Here is a 17,547-nt window from a genome sequence, read left to right as displayed (position 1 = left end):
AATGAAGCATCCAGATGAATACCGGGGTAAGCAAGTGGTCGTCCTGGGGCTCGCGAAAAGCGGCGTCCAGGTGGCCAAGGTGCTGCATGAACGCGGCGCGGTTGTAACGGTCAATGATAAAAAGGAAAGAGATCAAAGTCCCGAAGCTTCCGAACTGGAATCTTTGGGAATTTCTGTTATATGCGGCGGGCATCCGGATGGACTGATTCATGAAGGTGTGAGTCTTGTAGTTAAAAATCCGGGTATCCCGTATTCGGTACCACCTGTACAAAAAGCGCTGGAGCTTGGCATTGAAGTTGTGACCGAGGTAGAGGTAGCTTACCGTATATGTGCGGCACCGATGATCGGCATCACCGGGTCAAACGGTAAGACGACTACAACTACTTGGGTCGGGCGTATGCTCGATGCGGCCGGAATGAGACCGATTGTCGCCGGCAATATCGGTACGCCGCTCTGTCAGGCCGCGCAGGAAGCGGATGAGGACAACTGGATGGTGGTAGAGCTAAGCAGCTTTCAGCTCAAAGGAACCGAGACTTTCCGACCTAAGGTAGGAGCACTGCTGAATGTGGCCGAGACCCATTTGGACTATCATGGCGGCATGGAGGATTATGTGGCCTCCAAAGCCAAACTGTTTGCCAATCAGGGGCCAAGTGATACTGCGGTGCTAAACTGGGATGATCCGATCTGCCGTGAGCTGGTTCCTTATATCAAAGCAGGCATCCTTCCCTTCTCCATGACAGAGGAACTGGTCCAGGGTATCTTTGTCCGGCCCTCTTATGTTCCGGATACCGAGGATGACCTGGAGCGGGTTATTATCTACCGTGATTATTCAGAAAGCGAGACAGAGATTGCCAAAGTAGATACTATTGGCTTGCCGGGCCGCTTCAACGTGGAGAATGCACTGGCTGCCTGCGGTATTGCCATTGCTGCAGGAGCTGATCCTGCAGTGTTAGGCGAGGTGTTGGCCTCCTTCCGCGGAGTCGAGCACCGGCTGGAATATGTGGCGGATAAGGCCGGGGCAGCTTATTTCAATAACTCCAAAGCTACCAACTCTAAGGCGACTACGATGGCTCTGGGCTCCTTTAAACAGCCGGTAGTACTGATTGCAGGAGGCCTCGACCGCGGTTCCGATTATATGGAGCTGCTGCCTGTCCTCGGCGGGGTGAAAGGTGTAGTTCTGCTGGGAGAGACAAAGGACAAGCTGGCAAAGGTCGCCAGCCTGGCAGGAGTAAAGCATGTAATCTCGGTCGATAATGGGGAGAGTGCCGCCGCCGTGCTTCAAGAAGCTGTGCGGGAGGCTTCCGCCATTGCGGAAGCGGGAGATGTTGTTCTCCTGTCTCCTGCCTGTGCCAGCTGGGATATGTTTACCTCCTACGAGGAACGCGGGCGTATTTTTAAAGAGGCGGTGCATAACCTTTAAGTAGGGGGGTGGATAAGCCCCTACTACGGATGCAAGAGGTGTGCTCCTGATGAACAAAACGCGTCATGCGCCTGACATCTGGCTGCTGATTCCCATTCTTGCTTTGCTGGTTATCGGCATGGTAATGGTATACAGCGCCGGATCGGTTCTGGGCTTCCGCAATTATGGCGATTCGTTTTATTTTGTCAAAAGACAGCTGTTATTCGCCGGACTAGGCTTAGGCGCGATGTTCTTTACCGCTAACACGGATTACATCGTACTGAAGAAATTCGCCAGACCTGCGCTGATTCTCTGTTTTATTCTGCTCGTTCTGGTATTGGTGCCGGGCATCGGAGTGGTGCGGGGCGGGGCGCGCAGCTGGCTGGGAATCAGCAGTTTCGGTATTCAGCCCTCTGAATTCATGAAGATGGGGATGATTCTGTTCCTTGCCAACTGGCTGGGGAAGGAGGAATATGATATCTCCACCTTCACGCGCGGCCTGCTGCCTCCGCTTGCTTTGATCGGTTCTGCGTTTGCACTGATCATGCTCCAGCCGGATCTCGGCACAGGTACTGTAATGTTCGGTGCGGCTCTGATGATGGTCTTTACGGCGGGGGCCCGGATGAAGCATCTGCTCTCGCTCGGGGCGCTTGGGGCCGCGGGATTTGCCGGCCTGGTCGCCGCCGCCCCTTACCGGCTGCAGCGGATCACGGCCTTCCTGGACCCCTGGTCCGATCCGCTCGGCGCCGGTTATCAGATTATCCAGTCCCTCTATGCGATTGGTCCCGGGGGTCTTGGCGGCCTTGGTCTGGGCATGAGCCGGCAGAAGTACAGCTATGTACCGGAGCCGCAGACTGATTTTATTTTTTCCATCCTGGCTGAGGAGCTGGGGTTCATCGGGGGGCTCGCAGTGCTGAGCCTGTTCCTGATTCTGATCTGGCGGGGGATGAAGGTTGCCATGAGCCTGCCTGACCGGTTTGGGAGCTACCTGGCCGTCGGAATTGTCAGCATGGTGGCCGTTCAGGTCATCATCAACATCGGTGTAGTGATCGGCCTGATGCCGGTTACGGGCATTACGCTTCCGCTGATCAGCTACGGCGGTTCATCACTTACCCTAATGCTTACAGCTCTCGGCATTTTACTGAATTTATCCCGTTATGCGAGGTGAAAGACATGCGTATCGTATTAAGCGGCGGAGGTACGGGGGGACATATTTATCCCGCCGTTGCCGTCGCCAGGCAGCTGGAAGCAGAAGAAAGCGGATCAGCCTTTCTCTATATCGGCGGTAAACGCGGTCTGGAGAGCAGGCTTGTTGCGCAGGAGAACCTTCCTTTTAAAGCCATCGACATTACCGGCTTCCGCCGGAAGCTCTCTATGGACAATGTGAAAACGGTGATGCGTTTTCTGAGGGGAGTCAAAGCCTCTAAAGAAATGCTTAGAGAGTTCAAACCGGATGTAGTCATCGGTACCGGAGGGTATGTATGCGGACCGGTAGTGTACGCAGCTTCCCGTCTGGGAATTCCTACACTTATTCATGAGCAGAATGCCATTCCCGGTCTTACCAACAAGTTTCTAAGCCGCTATGCCGATACAGTGGCAGTAAGCTTCGAAGGCACGGAATCAGCCTTTCCGAGCGGCAAAAACGTTATTTACACCGGTAACCCCCGGGCTACAACAGTGACAGCCGCCAGTCCGAAGCGCGGCTATGCCTCACTTGGCATCCCGGACGGGAGCACAGTAGTACTAGTGGTTGGAGGCAGCGGCGGAGCCAAGGCCATTAACCGGGCGATGATTGAAATGACCCCATTTGTGGGTAAGGGTAATGGTGTTCATTATGTGTATGTAACCGGCGAGTCTTATTTCGAGGAAACCCGCAAAACCTTGCGCCAAAAGCTTGGAGGAGAACCAAGCTGGCTGCATATTCTCCCATATGTGCACAATATGCCGGAGGTTCTGGCCTGCACCTCACTGATTGTGAACCGGGCGGGCGCCTCTTTTCTGGCTGAGATCACAGCACTGGGCATTCCCTCCGTCCTTATTCCGTCCCCGAATGTGACGAACAATCATCAGGAAGCGAATGCAAGGCAGCTGGAACGGGAAGGTGCGGCTGTCGTGCTGCTGGAGAAGGATTTAACGGGGCAGGCGCTGCATGAGGCTGTCCAGCAGATTATCGGGTCGCAGTCTCTGCGGAGCAGCATGGCAGAATCGTCCAGGCGTCTGGGCAAAAGAGATTCTGCCGCGCTGGTCGTCAGCGAATTGCGGCGGCTTGTAGCCACACGCAAAAAATAGGCATCTATTCTTGTCCGTACAGAGCTGTCAAGCCGGATAAGGCGCATACGGTTCTTGTTAGCCTCCTTCAGTCACACACCCGGGGTTATGAACATAGGATAATCCTATAAATCGTGACAATCACCCAGGGCACTACCGGTTTGTGAAATGAGAAAGCGGGAAAGGCTGTCCCGCACATTTCATGGTCCTCATATGGGAAGTGCCAGTGGTGGGTGAGCGGTAATCTCGGAGGTGATACATTGGACAAATTGGTGATTGAGGGTGGAAGTCCCCTGTCAGGCACCATACGTATCCATGGAGCAAAAAATGCGGCGCTGCCGATCCTGGCAGCGAGCCTGCTGGCCGAAGGAGTTCACTCACTGCACAATGTGCCGAAGCTGCTGGACATCGAGACGATGCTGAATATCCTGGAACGGCTGGGCTGCGTGACTGCGCATGAGGCGGAGACTGTGACGATGGATACGTCTTCCTTAAGCACTTCCCATGTTCCAGAGGATCTAATGCGTCAAATGCGATCTTCTATTTTTTTGATGGGGCCATTATTATCCAAATTTGGAGAAGTGACGATTTATCAGCCGGGAGGCTGTGCGATCGGGGAACGCAAGATAGACCTTCATCTGCAGGGCCTCAAGCTGCTTGGAGCGGAGATCGAGGAGAGTAATGGACGGATTACCTGCCGGGCTGCAAAGCTGACTGGAAGTGACATTCATCTTGACTATCCCAGTGTTGGAGCGACAGAAAATATTATGATGGCCGCTGCTATGGCAGCGGGAACGACCACGATATCGGGGGCGGCCAGAGAGCCAGAGATTCAGGATCTGCAGAATTTCCTGAATGCGATGGGCGCTCAGATTATCGGTGCAGGTACCGATACGATTACGGTCCAAGGTGTGAATAAGCTGTACCCCTGCACGTATGAGGTTATTCCGGACCGGATTGTAGCCGGCACGGTAATGATTGCCGCAGCAGCCACACGCGGCAGTGTTACGCTGACCCATACGAATGCCGGTCATTTAACTTCGCTCATCCATGTGCTGAGGCGGGCAGGTGTTCAAATCACAGTTTGCAATGATATAATTAATATCAGTTGCATTGGACGTCCACGTGCGGTAGAGAGAATAGTAACTTCACCGTATCCCTCTTTTCCAACAGATCTGCAATCACAGGTTATGGTGCTGCTGTCTTTAGCCGATGGTTTCAGTGTCATTAAAGAGACGGTATTCGAGGGACGCTTTAAGCATGTGGAGGAGATGGCCCGGATGGGTGCGGATATCTCCATTGATTTAAACCGGGCGTTTATCCGCGGTGTGCAGCGATTGTATGGAGCAACGGTGGAAGCAACCGATCTGCGGGCAGGAGCCGCCCTGGTGATCGCCGGACTCGCAGCTCAGGGAACTACAGTAGTCGAGCAGGCGCACCATATTGACCGGGGCTATGACGGTATCGAGAAGCTGTTTCAGAAGCTGGGTGCACGCATCAGCCGCAAAGCACCTGTACCGGGTCCTGTTGATTTGGCCAATTAAAGCTCCCTGTCTCCTTCAGCTTACTGTACTGTAAGGGAAGGAGACAGGGCCTTATTACGGAGATATGAGAATGCCTAAAACCCGTTTACCTCTTCTAAAAGAGGACAAGCCTGTAAAAAAAATGAGCCGTAAAATCACCGTTATACTGCTGCTGCTGTTCCTCGCGCTGCTGGCGGTTATCTTTTTCCGCTCGTCAGTCAGCCGTATTACGGAAATTAATATTCAAGGAAATAAATATTCTACCCGTGAGGAGCTCCTTGCCCAGAGCGGACTTGTGGTCGGCGGACAGTTTTTCGCGGCTTCGGCTCATTCTGTAGAAGAAGCGCTGAAAGAGCTTAAGACCGTCAGGGAAGCAACCGTGGAGAAGGATTTCCCCGGAGTCGTCAACATCACCGTCGCAGAGTTCCCGGCAGTAGCTTACGAGTTAGATCAGCAAGGTACTCTGGAAGCTATACTATCCAGCGGTGCTGCAGTCAAGGTGAATGAGACCGGGATTGCGGTGGAGAAGCCTATTTTGACTAACTGGCAGGCAGATGACCCGTTCAAGGCCAAGCTTTGCCAAGCATTAGCCGATATTCCGAATGAACTGACCAGTGACATTTCCGAGATTGTACCCTCACCTACCTTATCCTTCCCGGACCGGATTAAACTGTACACTCGTTCGCATTTTGAAGTTATTACGGCGATCTCCCTGCTGAAAGATAAAGTGGAATATCTGAATCAGGTGATAGAGACGGAACAGCCTGGGCTGATCAAGATGCTTGAAGCTGATACTTATGTTCCTTTCATTGCCGAAAATGAGGACAAAGAGGTCATACAAGAGTAAATAGTCCCTACTAATAATTCGGAAAAAATGCTACAATCTGTTTTACGGGCAATAAGCTGTATCCCTCTTTTTTCTGCGGTTTTTTTGAAAGTAAGGCCTAAATATGGATGTTATTCCTTTATTAACCTTATTTTACTTGTGATATCGCTTCGTATCCTGTTTTTTGGCAGATACCTTCTATACTCACAAGGTATAAACCATATTATCCCATTCAAAAAAATTGTAGAAAAAAGAGGGAAAGGAATAGGGATGTTGAATATGTACAAAGAAGCTTTCCGGAACCGGAAATCGTTTGTTTCGTCAGCATCATATTTTATTTTGATTATAACAGGAGGTGCCATAGGGCTTGAGCAACAATGACATCATTGTTAGTTTGGACATCGGTACATCCAAAGTTCGGGCAATTATTGGGGAAGTAACTAATGGAACCTTTAATATCATTGGCGTTGGATCTGCTGATTCGGAAGGAATACGCAAGGGTGCGATTGTAGATATCGATCAGACTGTGCAATCGATCAAGAGTGCCGTAGAACATGCGGAGCAAATGGTCGGTATTCAAATATCCGAGGTCTATGTCGGAATCTCCGGCAATCATATCGGGCTGCAATCCAGCCATGGCGTCGTGGCCGTTCAGAATGAGGACCGTGAAATCGGCGAAGATGATATCGAACGAGTAATCAAAGCAGCAGAGGTAATTGCTCTGCCGCCTGAGCGTGAAGTTATCGATGTTGTCGCCAAGCAATATATCGTCGACGGCCTTGAAGGAATCCAGGATCCCCGCGGAATGATCGGTGTTCGTCTGGAAGTAGAGGCGACGATTATTACAGGGGCTAAAACGCCAATACATAATCTGCTTCGCTGTGTAGAGAAATCAGGGCTGAAAGTTAAGGATCTTGTGCTGATGTCTCTGGGAGCCGGCGGATTGGCGCTTTCCAAAGATGAGAAATCTATGGGAGCCGTACTGGTAGACATCGGTGCCGGCTCTACGACGATAGCCGTATATGAAGAGGGTTCCCTTTGTGCAACCTCCACGATCCCGATCGGAGGAGAATTCGTAACCAATGATATCGCGTACGGACTCCGTACACTTACAGATCAAGCTGAAAAGGTAAAGCTGAAATACGGCTGCGCCTGGATAGACGATGCTGCCGCAGATGTTGTGTTTAAAGTGCTCCGCATCGGCAGCAATGTGGAAAAGGAATTCAATCAGGAAGATTTAGCAGCTATTATTGAACCGAGAGTCCAGGAAATCTTTCACTTGATTCGTCAGGAAGTGAAACGATTAGGTTACAATGAGCTTCCTGGGGGTTATATACTTACGGGTGGTACTGTATCTATGCCGGGTGTATTAAAAGCAGCCCAGACTGAGCTATCTGCTTCTGTGCGGATTGCTGTTCCTGATTATATCGGAGTCCGAGACCCCGGCTTTACCGGCGGCGTAGGCATTCTGCATAACGTCGTCCGCCGCTTCCGCAGTCGGGGGACGGGTGGCGGAAGCGCCAACAAGAAGACGGTCAACCGAAGCAAGCAGAGCGCTGCTCCAAACCAGGAGATCGATAAGAAGCCAGGCTTGGTAGAGCGTCTAAAAAATATGTTTAGCGAGTTCATATAAGTGTAAGTCCAGATATACTTGGACTGGCCATCCAAGCACTATTCGAGGGGGAGATGGAATCAATATGTTGGAATTTGATTTTGAAATGGAGAGCTTGGCGCAAATAAAGGTCATCGGCGTGGGCGGCGGCGGAAGCAATGCCGTTAACCGGATGATCGAAAATGGCGTTCAGGGTGTTGAATTCATCACGGTTAATACGGATGCCCAAGCGCTGCATATGGCCAAATCGGAGCATAAATTGCAAATCGGGGACAAGCTTACCCGGGGACTTGGCGCAGGTGCCAATCCTGAAGTAGGCAAGAAAGCGGCCGAGGAGTCCCGCGATCTGATTTCGAATACACTTAAGGGTGCCGACATGGTCTTTGTTACCGCAGGAATGGGCGGAGGTACCGGTACTGGCGCAGCACCTGTGATTGCCGAAATTGCTAGAGAATGCGGAGCACTCACTGTGGGTGTGGTTACCCGTCCGTTTACATTTGAAGGAAGAAAACGTTCGAACCAGGCTGAGCTGGGTATCGAGGCTTTAAAAGAAAAGGTGGATACCTTAATTGTTATTCCTAATGACCGCCTGCTTGAAATCGTCGATAAGAAAACACCGATGCTGGAGGCATTCCGCGAAGCGGACAATGTACTCCGCCAGGCTGTACAGGGTATTTCGGACCTTATCGCTGTTCCGGGACTTATCAACCTCGACTTTGCCGATGTAAAGACGATTATGACAGAACGCGGCTCTGCGCTTATGGGTATTGGTATTGCCACCGGTGAGAACCGTGCCTCTGAAGCAGCCCGCAAAGCCATCATGAGCCCGCTCCTCGAGACTTCTATTGAGGGTGCACGTGGCGTTATTATGAATATTACAGGCGGCTCCAACCTCTCCCTGTATGAGGTGAATGAGGCAGCTGAGATCGTTACCTCAGCTTCGGACCCTGAAGTGAATATGATCTTCGGTGCCATAATTGAAGAGAGCATGAAGGACGAAATCAAAGTTACGGTTATTGCTACCGGCTTTGAGCACAAGCCTTCACCGGTTGCACCAGCACGCCGTCCTGCGGCAAGCAGTGAGCCTGCAGCAGACAAGAGTGCTAATCTGCGTCCGTTCGGTAATCAGACTACCTCTGATCAGCTGGATATTCCGACCTTCCTGCGCAACCGCACACGCGGCAATAATGATTAATCATTAGCCACAACAGAATACCTTTACGGAAGCACCGTATCCACCTGGCCGAATGCTGGGACCGGATACGGTGTTTTTTTGCTTTTTCAGCTGATATAATACGGATATCGGGAGTGGATACGTAAGATGGAGCTGCTTGATCCCCGGGTAGATTTTGTGTTCAAAAGAATTTTTGCAAGCGAAAGCAACAAGGATGTGCTGCTGGCTTTTCTGAATCGTGTGCTGCTCGATGCCGGGGACCCTCCGCTGCAGGAAGTGGTGCTCCTCAATCCGTATACGGACAAAGACGATCCGCTGGATAAACAGTCAATCTTTGATATCTGGGCGAAGACGGTTGACGGGAAGCTGATCAATATCGAAATGCAGCTGTTTAACCGGTATGATATGGAGAAGCGTACCTTGTATTACTGGAGCAAGCGGTACTCAAGTCAGCTGCAGACAGGCGGTAAATATACAGAACTCAAGAAATGCATAACGATCAATATTTTGAATTATAGTGTTCTGCCTAATGAGCATACCCATAGTGTGTTCCATCTGCGGGAGGACAGCAGCGGCGCAGCGCTTACTGACGATATAGAAATTCATTTTCTGGAGCTGCCGAAGCTGAATACAACGGCCGTCCCTGGTGAAGAAGGGCTGGTCAACTGGCTGCTGTTTTTGAAAGGGAACGATAATTCGAATTGGGAGGTTTTGCGGATGAACGAACCGGCATTGAGAAAGGCGATGGAAACGCTGGAGTTTTTAAGTCAGGATTCCGAAGCCCGCCGTAAGTATGAAGACCGCCAGAAATTTCTGCACGATGAGGCTTCGCAAAGAGACGGCGCTCAAAGAGAAGGTTTTGCTAAGGGAATGAAAGAAGGAATCAAAGAAGGAATGAAAGAAGCCAAACTGGAGATGGCCCGAAAATTGCTGCTGATGGGGATGGAACTCCCAGCCATACAGACGGTGACGGGACTGACGGAAGAAGAATTGAAGTCTATTAAGTAAATATCTGCTCATTTGAAGCCAGCCTTTCAAGGTTGGCTTTTTTGCGTACGCCGTGCTATATCTCGACAAAAAAACCTCCAGAATGCCCCCCATGTTTAGACAGACTTTGAATGCGAGACTTTCTATACTAATCATATCGTCCAAAAAAGAGAGCCTGCTCCCGGCTCCGGATAGGCAGGTGAATGCACTGGTAGTTTATATTGACTTGATTTTCGCTGCCAATCTGCTGATCGACGGAGTGCTTTTATGGCTGACAGGCTGGCTGGTTAAAGTTAAAGTCCCCTGGTGGAGACTGGCTCTCTCTGCGCTGGTTGGCGCATTGTATGTGGTTATGATGTTCGTACCGGAGCTCTCTTTTCTCTATACCTTCCTGATTAAGTTCGGATTGTCGGTACTGATGCTATGGATCGCTTTCGGGTTCAAGAGTCTGCAAAGCTATCTGCGCGCATTAGGAGCTTTTTATGTGATTAATTTTGCAGCAGCCGGCGGTATTGTTGGTGTTCACTATTTGCTGCAAAGCTCCGGCGACATCTGGAACGGTATTCTGTTTACCTCTTCGGGAGGTCAAGCTTACCGGCTAAAAATCGGTTTCTGGTTCGTGCTCGCTGCACTTCCGCTGATTCTGCTGCTCTTCAAGCTGGTCCATTCTTCGCGGATCCGCAGAGAACAGCTGGATTCCTATATCGGTGAGGTGTCTGTGGAGATTGAGGGCGTAATCGTTGTCTGTCCGGGCCTGCTGGATACGGGAAACCGGCTGAATGATCCATTGACGCGGATTCCGGTGATGGTTATGGAGGCTTCACTGTGGGAAACCCATCTGCCGGCCGCCTGGAAAGGCAAGCTGACGCAGATGAGTGCGGACAAACTTCTGCTGGAAACGGACGGGCAGTCTTTTGCTTGGCAGGACCGGATGCGGCTTGTACCCTACCGGGGAATTAACCGCGGGGCGGCGTTTATGCTGGCGCTGAAGCCTGATCTGGTGAAGATAAAGCTTGGTGAGGAGATCTTCTGCAGTAAAAGAGTGCTCATCGGGCTGGATGGCGGGACACTGTCGGGAGACGGAGCGTACCGGGCGGTCATTCACCCTGACTTAGCCCAAAAAGAGCACACCGCTGACGCGGCTGTGCCTTGTTGATAATGGTCGAAGAGGAAGAGATAAGGAACATACGGGGGAACGGTGTACTTCTTGGAGGAGGAACAATAATGGTCAAATGGAAGCTTGCGCTGCAGCTGCAGTACTACCGCATGCTGTTTCTGCTGGGTCTGAAAAGCCAGGAAATTTATTATATCGGCGGAAGTGAGGCTTTGCCTCCTCCCCTGACCCGGGAAGAAGAGGAATATTTGCTGCAGCGGCTGTCCACCGGTGATGCTGCAGTCCGGGCGATGCTGATTGAGCGAAACCTGCGCCTGGTTGTCTACATTGCCCGCAAATTCGAGAATACAGGCATCAATATCGAAGATCTTGTCTCCATTGGTGCTATAGGGCTTATTAAAGCAGTAAATACGTTTGATCCGGAGAAGAAAATCAAGCTGGCGACATATGCCTCAAGGTGCATCGAGAATGAGATTCTGATGTATCTGCGGCGCAACAGCAAGACGCGCAGCGAGGTATCCTTTGATGAGCCGCTGAATATTGACTGGGACGGCAATGAGTTGCTGCTATCGGATGTGCTAGGTACGGAAAATGATACCATTTACCGTAATATTGAAGAACAGGTCGACCGCAAGCTGCTGCAAAAGGCGCTGGAAAAACTCAGTGAGCGGGAGCGGCTGATAATGGAGCTGCGGTTCGGGCTGCGCGGGGGCGAGGAGAAAACACAAAAAGACGTTGCTGATCTGCTGGGTATCTCTCAATCTTATATCTCGCGTCTGGAAAAGAGAATCATCAAACGGCTGCGCAAGGAGTTCAACAAGATGGTGTGAGCGGAAAAACCAAGGAATAAAATGCCGGGCCGGGGAGATAATGTACAGTAATGTTTCTCCTTGGGAGGTAAATCATCATGACCCGAAACAAAGTCGAGATTTGCGGTGTGGATACTTCCAAGCTGCCCGTTCTGACAAACGTGGAAATGCGGGAGCTGTTCACTTCGCTGCAGCAGCAGGGCGAGCGATCCGCCAGAGAGAAATTGGTTAACGGTAACCTTAGACTCGTTCTTAGTGTTATTCAAAGGTTCAATAATCGGGGAGAGTTCGTTGACGATCTGTTCCAGGTAGGCTGCATCGGTCTGATGAAAGCCATTGATAATTTTGATCTATCGCAAAATGTGAAGTTCTCCACCTATGCAGTGCCGATGATCATTGGTGAAATTCGCAGATACCTCAGGGATAATAATCCGATCCGGGTGTCGCGTTCGCTGCGGGATATCGCCTACAAAGCGCTTCAGGTGCGAGACAGCCTGACGAATCAGAATTCGCGGGAGCCGACGATTTTTGAAATTTCCCAGGCGCTGGGTGTACCAAAAGAGGATGTTGTTTTCGCACTGGATGCGATTCAGGACCCGGTCTCCTTGTTCGAGCCGATCTACCATGACGGCGGGGACCCGATTTACGTGATGGATCAGATCAGCGATGACAAAAACAAGGATGTCTCGTGGATTGAAGAAATTGCCCTGCGGGAAGCAATGCGTAAGCTGGGGCAGCGGGAAAAGCGGATTCTTTCCATGCGGTTCTTCGAAGGCAAGACCCAGATGGAAGTTGCGGATGAGATCGGTATTTCACAGGCCCAGGTTTCCAGGCTTGAGAAGTCGGCCATCCAGCAGATGCAGAAGCATGTGAAGTCTTAAAGCTGACGTTAAAAAGCAGGGGTATCCAGTTCAGGCTTGCCTAAGCAGCCGGAGGATACCCCTTTGTAATGCCAAATAGCCCAACTGCAATTAACTTGGCATGTTGCCAAGCCTTTAGATCATATACTCAGCTATAGGTCTGATTGTACAGGGGTGGCGAGGTGAACGAGGATTCTTTAGGCTCAGGCAAAAAAATGAAGATTTCCGATTTTCAGACTAAGGATGTCATTAATATCGTGGATGGAAAACGGCTGGGACAGATCAGCGATCTGGAGCTAGACCTGCGCCGTGGCGTGATCGATGCTATCATCGTTCCCGGTTTCACCCGCTTTATGGGACTTTTCGGAGGCGGCGCCGACCTGATAATTCCCTGGCGGAATATTGTTAAGATTGGCGCGGATGTCGTGCTCGTTAAGATTGAGGAATCCAGACTGCCGCAAGGACAGGAAGAACGGGAAACGGTGTATCTGGAACGGGGAGACCGCAATGAACGGCGCACTTATTAACAGGGTGCGTCTTTTTTGACTGTTTGTGGTAAAGACCCTGAGTAAGCTTCAGAGTCCTAACGTCACTTTGTGGGGGATTCTTGAAATATAAGAAAGCTAAGCTTCGCTTTAAGCTTTATCCTTATATTTCGCGCAGAAACGCAGGCGTCCTTTGGAAAGGACGCGCTTGAGTTATTTGTTAGGTTATGGGGTCCCCGCAAAGTACTTGAATAGGCTTCGTAGTCCTAACGTCACTTTGTGGGGGATTCTTGTGGTACACTTAGGCGGAGGTGAGAAGATGGAACCATTTGTGCAAAAACAGGGGATGCCTCTGCTGCTGGAGCTTGAGCCATGGCACGGGTACAGAGAGATTACCGCCGGCTTCACAGGAAGGCAAGGCGGTGCCGGCAAGGCGCCTTTTGATAGCTTCAACTGTGCTTTTCATGTCGGTGATAATCCGGAGGATGTGCTCAGCAACCGGGAAAAGCTCGCGGAGAGTCTGGGGTTTAGCATGGATGCCTGGACCTGCGGGGAGCAGACCCACGGAAAACATATAGCGGTAGTGACAGAGGCAGACCGCGGACGCGGCAGCCGGACAAGAGCTTCGGCTTTCCAATCGACGGATGGGCTGCTGACCAATGTGCCTGGAGTGCTGCTTACTTCTTTTTATGCGGATTGTGTACCGTTGTACTTTTATGATCCGGTGCAGCGGGTGGCAGGCTTGGCCCATGCCGGCTGGAAAGGGACAGTGGCGGAAATTGCCGGGGCCATGGTCAGTACAATGACGGAGGTTTACGGAAGTGAGCCGAAGCATATTTTAGCTGCCATAGGGCCTTCTATTGGAGAATGCTGCTACGAGGTCGATGATTATGTAATGAAACATGTTCTTCAGCTAGAAGAAACATTGGCTCATACCGCTTCCTCCGGCACAGAACAGGACTTATACAGCAAATCGCTATCTGATGACAGCAAAAGTATGCTCAACTTGAAAGAATTGAATCAACGCATTATGATTAAAGCAGGAATTTTGCCGACTCATATCGAATGTACAACGTGGTGTACAAGCTGTAACACCGATCTGTTCTTTTCTTACCGGAAGGAGCAGGGGATTACAGGGAGGATGACGAGCTGGATCGGAATAAAGGAGAGTTGAACGTTGGTTTTGACACTGCAGGAAAGAATCGCCGATGTAGAGGGACGTGTAGCACGTGCCTGCGCGGCAAGCGGCCGGGATGTAGGTGACGTCAAGGTTATCGCAGTGACGAAATATGTATCGCTGAAGACGTTGGCTGCTGTGTTGGAGGCAGGTTTAGAGGACATTGCCGAGAGCCGCTGGCAGGATGCCGAGCATAAGTGGAAAGAGCTGGGAGACAAGGGTACTTGGCATTTTATCGGCCATTTGCAGACCAATAAGGTTAAGGACGTTATCGGCAAATTTGAATATATACACTCTTTGGACCGGTTATCATTGGCACAGGAACTGCACAAAAAAGCCGATGCAGCGGGAATTACCGTGAAGGTCTTCCTCCAGGTGAACATTTCAGGAGAAGATACCAAGTTTGGCTTGCCGCCTGAAGCGGTGCCGGGATTTCTAAGGGAAATCGCTTCTCTGCACCGGGTAAAAGTAATCGGACTGATGACGATGGCGCCTCATGAAGGCGATCCGGAGCTTACACGTCCCGTATTCCGGGGACTCCGTGAGCTTCGAGATGAGCTTAATCTGCTAGCTTTGACACCTGAGCCTATACAAGAGCTGTCGATGGGAATGTCGAATGATTTTGAAGTGGCGATACAGGAAGGAGCCACCCAGGTGCGCCTGGGGACGGTATTAGTAGGTCACGAGGAGGGAGCTTGATGGGCGTGATGAACCGGTTTATGAGTTTTTTGGGCTTGCAGGAGGAAGAGGAAGTTGTGGAACGGGAGCAGATCTCCCGTGATGAGGATGAATACGAGCCCGCCCCTGTAGAAACCCGCAAAAATCAGCGGGCCAACGTCGTCAGTATCCATTCACAAAAAAATGTAAAGGTTGTACTGTATGAACCCCGTTCCTACGAGGAGGCTCAGGAAATCGCTGATCACCTTCGCTCGCACCGTACGGTCGTCATTAATCTGCAGCGTGTGCGCAATGATCAGGCGATGCGGATTATTGATTTCCTCAGTGGAACTGTTTATGCCCTGGGCGGAGGAATCTCCAAGATTGGGGGCAATATATTTATGTGCACACCGGATACTGTTGAAATTCAAGGCTCCATAACAGAAATTTTAGGTGACGATCAAGATTACAACAGAATGAGGTGAACAGGTTTTGAACGAAGTATCTTCTATTATCAACATCCTATTTCAGATTTACTATTACATGATTCTCATATACATTCTCATGTCCTGGTTGCCTAATCTTCGCGAGAACTTCATTGGTGAGCTGCTCGGCAAGCTTGTAGAGCCGTACCTGAGCCCGTTCCGGAGGATTATTCCCCCGCTTTTTGGCACGATAGACATTTCCCCAATCATTGCGATTATCGTGCTGCGCTTTGCTGTAGGCGGGCTTCATTCCATTGTGGCCCTGATATTCGGCTAAAAAGATGAAGAATGAAATTTACGGGCATTTTCATCCTGACGAACGGCAATTTGTGGACAAGGCCTGGGAATGGGTTACCCATGCAGGAGAATATCACGAGACGAAGCTGACCGAATTTCTTGATCCGCGCCAGGGATATATTCTGCAGAGTCTTGTAAACCGCCATCCCGATGTTGAAGTAAGATGGGAGGGCGGTACTGAAAGTGCTGAGCGGAAACGTGCACTGGTGGCTCCCGATTACCGGGATCTATCAGACGAAGATATGGAGCTTAAGGTGCTCGCAATTTCCTCCGGGGAGCAGAAATTCCTCTCTCTGGAGCATGGCGATTATATGGGCGCTATCCTTGGATTAGGGGTCAAAAGAGGGAAAATTGGCGATATTCATGTGCTTGAGGATGGTTGTCATGTGGTCGTAGCGGCAGATATCGCAGATTATCTGGCGATGAATCTGACGGGAGTGCACCGGATTAATGTCAGTACGGAGATTTTGCCGTTATCCGGTTTACGCAGCAGTGAGGTGAAGCTTGAGACGATGGAATTAACGGTGGCTTCCCTGCGGCTTGATGGTATTGCTTCAGATGTTACTCGGCTCAGTCGGAGCAAAATATTGATCCCGATCAAAGCCGGGCGCGTCCGGGTGAACTGGAAAGTAGAGGAGGATCCTTCCTGCGGACTCAAGGATGGGGATATGGTCTCCATTCAGGGTTTTGGCCGGTTCAAGGTTCTGGAGATTGGCAGCCTGACCAAAAAAGGCCGGTACCGGGTCCGGATCGGTAAATTTGTGTAAATCCCCAGCAGGAATCTGCAATTACTTGTCGAAATTCATTATCTCTAGGGAAGCAAACATTTTGAAAGCCGGGCGCCGATACTCTTAGAAGGGACGGTTCCTGAAGCAGCATTTCAAGATGAATTCCTACTTGCGCCTTATCATTTTTTCGAAGAACCGGTTGCCTCCTTCAGGTGGGACGATGCATCCGATTCTTTTTACAGTACAGTCTTTCTTCTATGTCTGCCGGGACACCCTATGATTCATAGTTCAGGGACATAAAAGGTCCGAAATTTCTAGGAGGTGCACAGCATGCCATTAACGCCGCTCGATATACATAACAAGGAGTTCTCCCGGAGAATCCGTGGTTATGATGAAGACGAGGTCAATGAATTTCTTGATCAGGTAATCAAGGATTATGAAAGCGTCATTCGTGAGAACAAAGAGCTGCATAACCAGCTTCTGACCATTCAAGAGCGTCTCGACCATTTTGTGAATATCGAGGAAAGTTTATCGAAGACTATCCTTGTCGCTCAGGAAGCGGCTGATGATGTGAAGAACAATTCCAAGAAAGAATCACAGCTGATCATTAAAGAAGCAGAAAAGAACGCAGACCGCATTATCAATGAAGCGCTGTCCAAATCGCGCAAGGTAGCGATTGAGACGGAAGAGCTGCGTAAGCAGGCCTCCATCTACCGTACCCGTTTCCGTACACTGGTGGAAGCGCAGCTGGAGCTTCTCTCCCAGGATGACTGGAACGCGCTCGAAAGCCGGGAGACCAGCGAGAACCTGCTCTGATTTTGTGCTTAAGCCGTGACAGGATTCGCTCAGGCCAAGGGAGATGGTATAGCGGCAAGCCGGAGTGGGCAAGCTGCTAACGGATGAATAAGCACGTCACCTGCGGTGCTGAGGGTGTTGACATTTTTTCTTAAAACGTCTATAACTAGAACATATCTGTGTCATGTTCATAAGTATTCGATGACGGGACAAAGTACGATAAGGTATTGTTCTCCAGAGAGTCGGCGGTTGCTGCGAGCCGATTGTTCACGCCTTGCCGGAAGATCTTCCCCTAGAAGCTAAGCTGAAGCGATGTATTCGTGCGTAGGTGCAGCCGTCTGCCGGACGTTA

Annotated in this window: 18 protein-coding genes and 1 other annotated feature (1 of these 19 cut by a window edge); all 18 genes read left to right on the top strand. The window is 50.6% G+C overall.

From position 1 onward, the window contains the following. Position 1 precedes the first annotated feature (1 nt). The 18 genes from murD (at position 2) to JRJ22_RS21735 (ending at position 17,217) form a co-directional block, all read left to right on the top strand. The gene (murD, locus tag JRJ22_RS21820) at positions 2-1,420 is read left to right on the top strand and encodes a UDP-N-acetylmuramoyl-L-alanine--D-glutamate ligase (RefSeq protein ID WP_206101474.1); all 1,419 of its coding nucleotides are present in this window, start codon (positions 2-4) and stop codon (positions 1,418-1,420) included. A gap of 49 nt (positions 1,421-1,469) precedes the next feature. After that, the gene (gene spoVE, locus JRJ22_RS21815; RefSeq protein WP_206101473.1) at positions 1,470-2,567 is read left to right on the top strand and encodes a stage V sporulation protein E; all 1,098 of its coding nucleotides are present in this window, start codon (positions 1,470-1,472) and stop codon (positions 2,565-2,567) included. 5 nt (positions 2,568-2,572) lie between these two features. Further along, complete coding sequence (gene murG, locus JRJ22_RS21810) at positions 2,573-3,688, top strand: undecaprenyldiphospho-muramoylpentapeptide beta-N-acetylglucosaminyltransferase (RefSeq protein WP_206101472.1); 1,116 nt, start codon at positions 2,573-2,575, stop codon at positions 3,686-3,688. Between the two features lie 239 nt (positions 3,689-3,927). Further along, on the top strand, positions 3,928-5,211 hold the full coding sequence (murA, locus tag JRJ22_RS21805; protein WP_232380921.1) for a UDP-N-acetylglucosamine 1-carboxyvinyltransferase: 1,284 nt from the start codon (positions 3,928-3,930) through the stop codon (positions 5,209-5,211). A 70-nt stretch (positions 5,212-5,281) separates the two neighbouring features. Further along, positions 5,282-6,037, top strand: coding sequence for a cell division protein FtsQ/DivIB (locus JRJ22_RS21800; RefSeq protein WP_206101470.1), 756 nt, complete (start codon positions 5,282-5,284; stop codon positions 6,035-6,037). Positions 6,038-6,383: 346 nt separating this feature from the next. Then, the gene (ftsA, locus tag JRJ22_RS21795; protein WP_206101469.1) at positions 6,384-7,649 is read left to right on the top strand and encodes a cell division protein FtsA; all 1,266 of its coding nucleotides are present in this window, start codon (positions 6,384-6,386) and stop codon (positions 7,647-7,649) included. Between the two features lie 64 nt (positions 7,650-7,713). Next, positions 7,714-8,823: a cell division protein FtsZ gene (gene ftsZ / locus JRJ22_RS21790; RefSeq protein ID WP_206101468.1), complete on the top strand. Its 1,110-nt coding sequence runs from the start codon at positions 7,714-7,716 to the stop codon at positions 8,821-8,823. Positions 8,824-8,949: 126 nt separating this feature from the next. Next, entirely contained in the window at positions 8,950-9,810 is an 861-nt protein-coding gene (locus JRJ22_RS21785; RefSeq protein ID WP_206101467.1) for an Rpn family recombination-promoting nuclease/putative transposase, read from the top strand. 187 nt (positions 9,811-9,997) lie between these two features. After that, positions 9,998-10,945: a sigma-E processing peptidase SpoIIGA gene (spoIIGA, locus tag JRJ22_RS21780; protein ID WP_206105252.1), complete on the top strand. Its 948-nt coding sequence runs from the start codon at positions 9,998-10,000 to the stop codon at positions 10,943-10,945. Between the two features lie 65 nt (positions 10,946-11,010). After that, positions 11,011-11,733, top strand: a complete 723-nt coding sequence (gene sigE, locus JRJ22_RS21775; RefSeq protein ID WP_054942164.1) for an RNA polymerase sporulation sigma factor SigE — start codon at positions 11,011-11,013, stop codon at positions 11,731-11,733. A gap of 77 nt (positions 11,734-11,810) precedes the next feature. Continuing rightward, positions 11,811-12,593 (top strand): RNA polymerase sporulation sigma factor SigG, encoded by a 783-nt coding sequence (sigG, locus tag JRJ22_RS21770; protein WP_039875939.1) that lies wholly within the window; start codon positions 11,811-11,813, stop codon positions 12,591-12,593. Between the two features lie 194 nt (positions 12,594-12,787). Continuing rightward, positions 12,788-13,099, top strand: a complete 312-nt coding sequence (locus tag JRJ22_RS21765) for a YlmC/YmxH family sporulation protein (RefSeq protein WP_206105251.1) — start codon at positions 12,788-12,790, stop codon at positions 13,097-13,099. A gap of 277 nt (positions 13,100-13,376) precedes the next feature. Then, a complete protein-coding gene (pgeF, locus tag JRJ22_RS21760) occupies positions 13,377-14,231 on the top strand; it encodes a peptidoglycan editing factor PgeF (RefSeq protein WP_206101466.1) in 855 nt (284 codons plus the stop codon). Between the two features lie 9 nt (positions 14,232-14,240). Next, entirely contained in the window at positions 14,241-14,933 is a 693-nt protein-coding gene (locus JRJ22_RS21755; RefSeq protein ID WP_206105250.1) for a YggS family pyridoxal phosphate-dependent enzyme, read from the top strand. Continuing rightward, positions 14,933-15,376 (top strand): cell division protein SepF, encoded by a 444-nt coding sequence (locus JRJ22_RS21750; RefSeq protein WP_206101465.1) that lies wholly within the window; start codon positions 14,933-14,935, stop codon positions 15,374-15,376. The genes JRJ22_RS21755 and JRJ22_RS21750 overlap by 1 nt, the downstream gene beginning before the upstream one ends. Before the next feature lie 7 nt (positions 15,377-15,383). Further along, complete coding sequence (locus JRJ22_RS21745; RefSeq protein ID WP_082451904.1) at positions 15,384-15,653, top strand: YggT family protein; 270 nt, start codon at positions 15,384-15,386, stop codon at positions 15,651-15,653. Positions 15,654-15,657: 4 nt separating this feature from the next. Further along, positions 15,658-16,440: a YlmH family RNA-binding protein gene (locus JRJ22_RS21740; protein ID WP_206101464.1), complete on the top strand. Its 783-nt coding sequence runs from the start codon at positions 15,658-15,660 to the stop codon at positions 16,438-16,440. Between the two features lie 291 nt (positions 16,441-16,731). Then, positions 16,732-17,217: a DivIVA domain-containing protein gene (locus JRJ22_RS21735; RefSeq protein WP_054941738.1), complete on the top strand. Its 486-nt coding sequence runs from the start codon at positions 16,732-16,734 to the stop codon at positions 17,215-17,217. A 171-nt stretch (positions 17,218-17,388) separates the two neighbouring features. After that, positions 17,389-17,547 (top strand) — a binding site (T-box leader) (it continues 120 nt past the right edge of the window).

Origin of the sequence: Paenibacillus tianjinensis (genome assembly GCF_017086365.1) — a bacterium.
In the GTDB taxonomy this organism is placed as follows: domain Bacteria; phylum Bacillota; class Bacilli; order Paenibacillales; family Paenibacillaceae; genus Paenibacillus_AQ; species Paenibacillus_AQ tianjinensis.
This window is presented reverse-complemented; position numbering and strand designations above follow the sequence as displayed.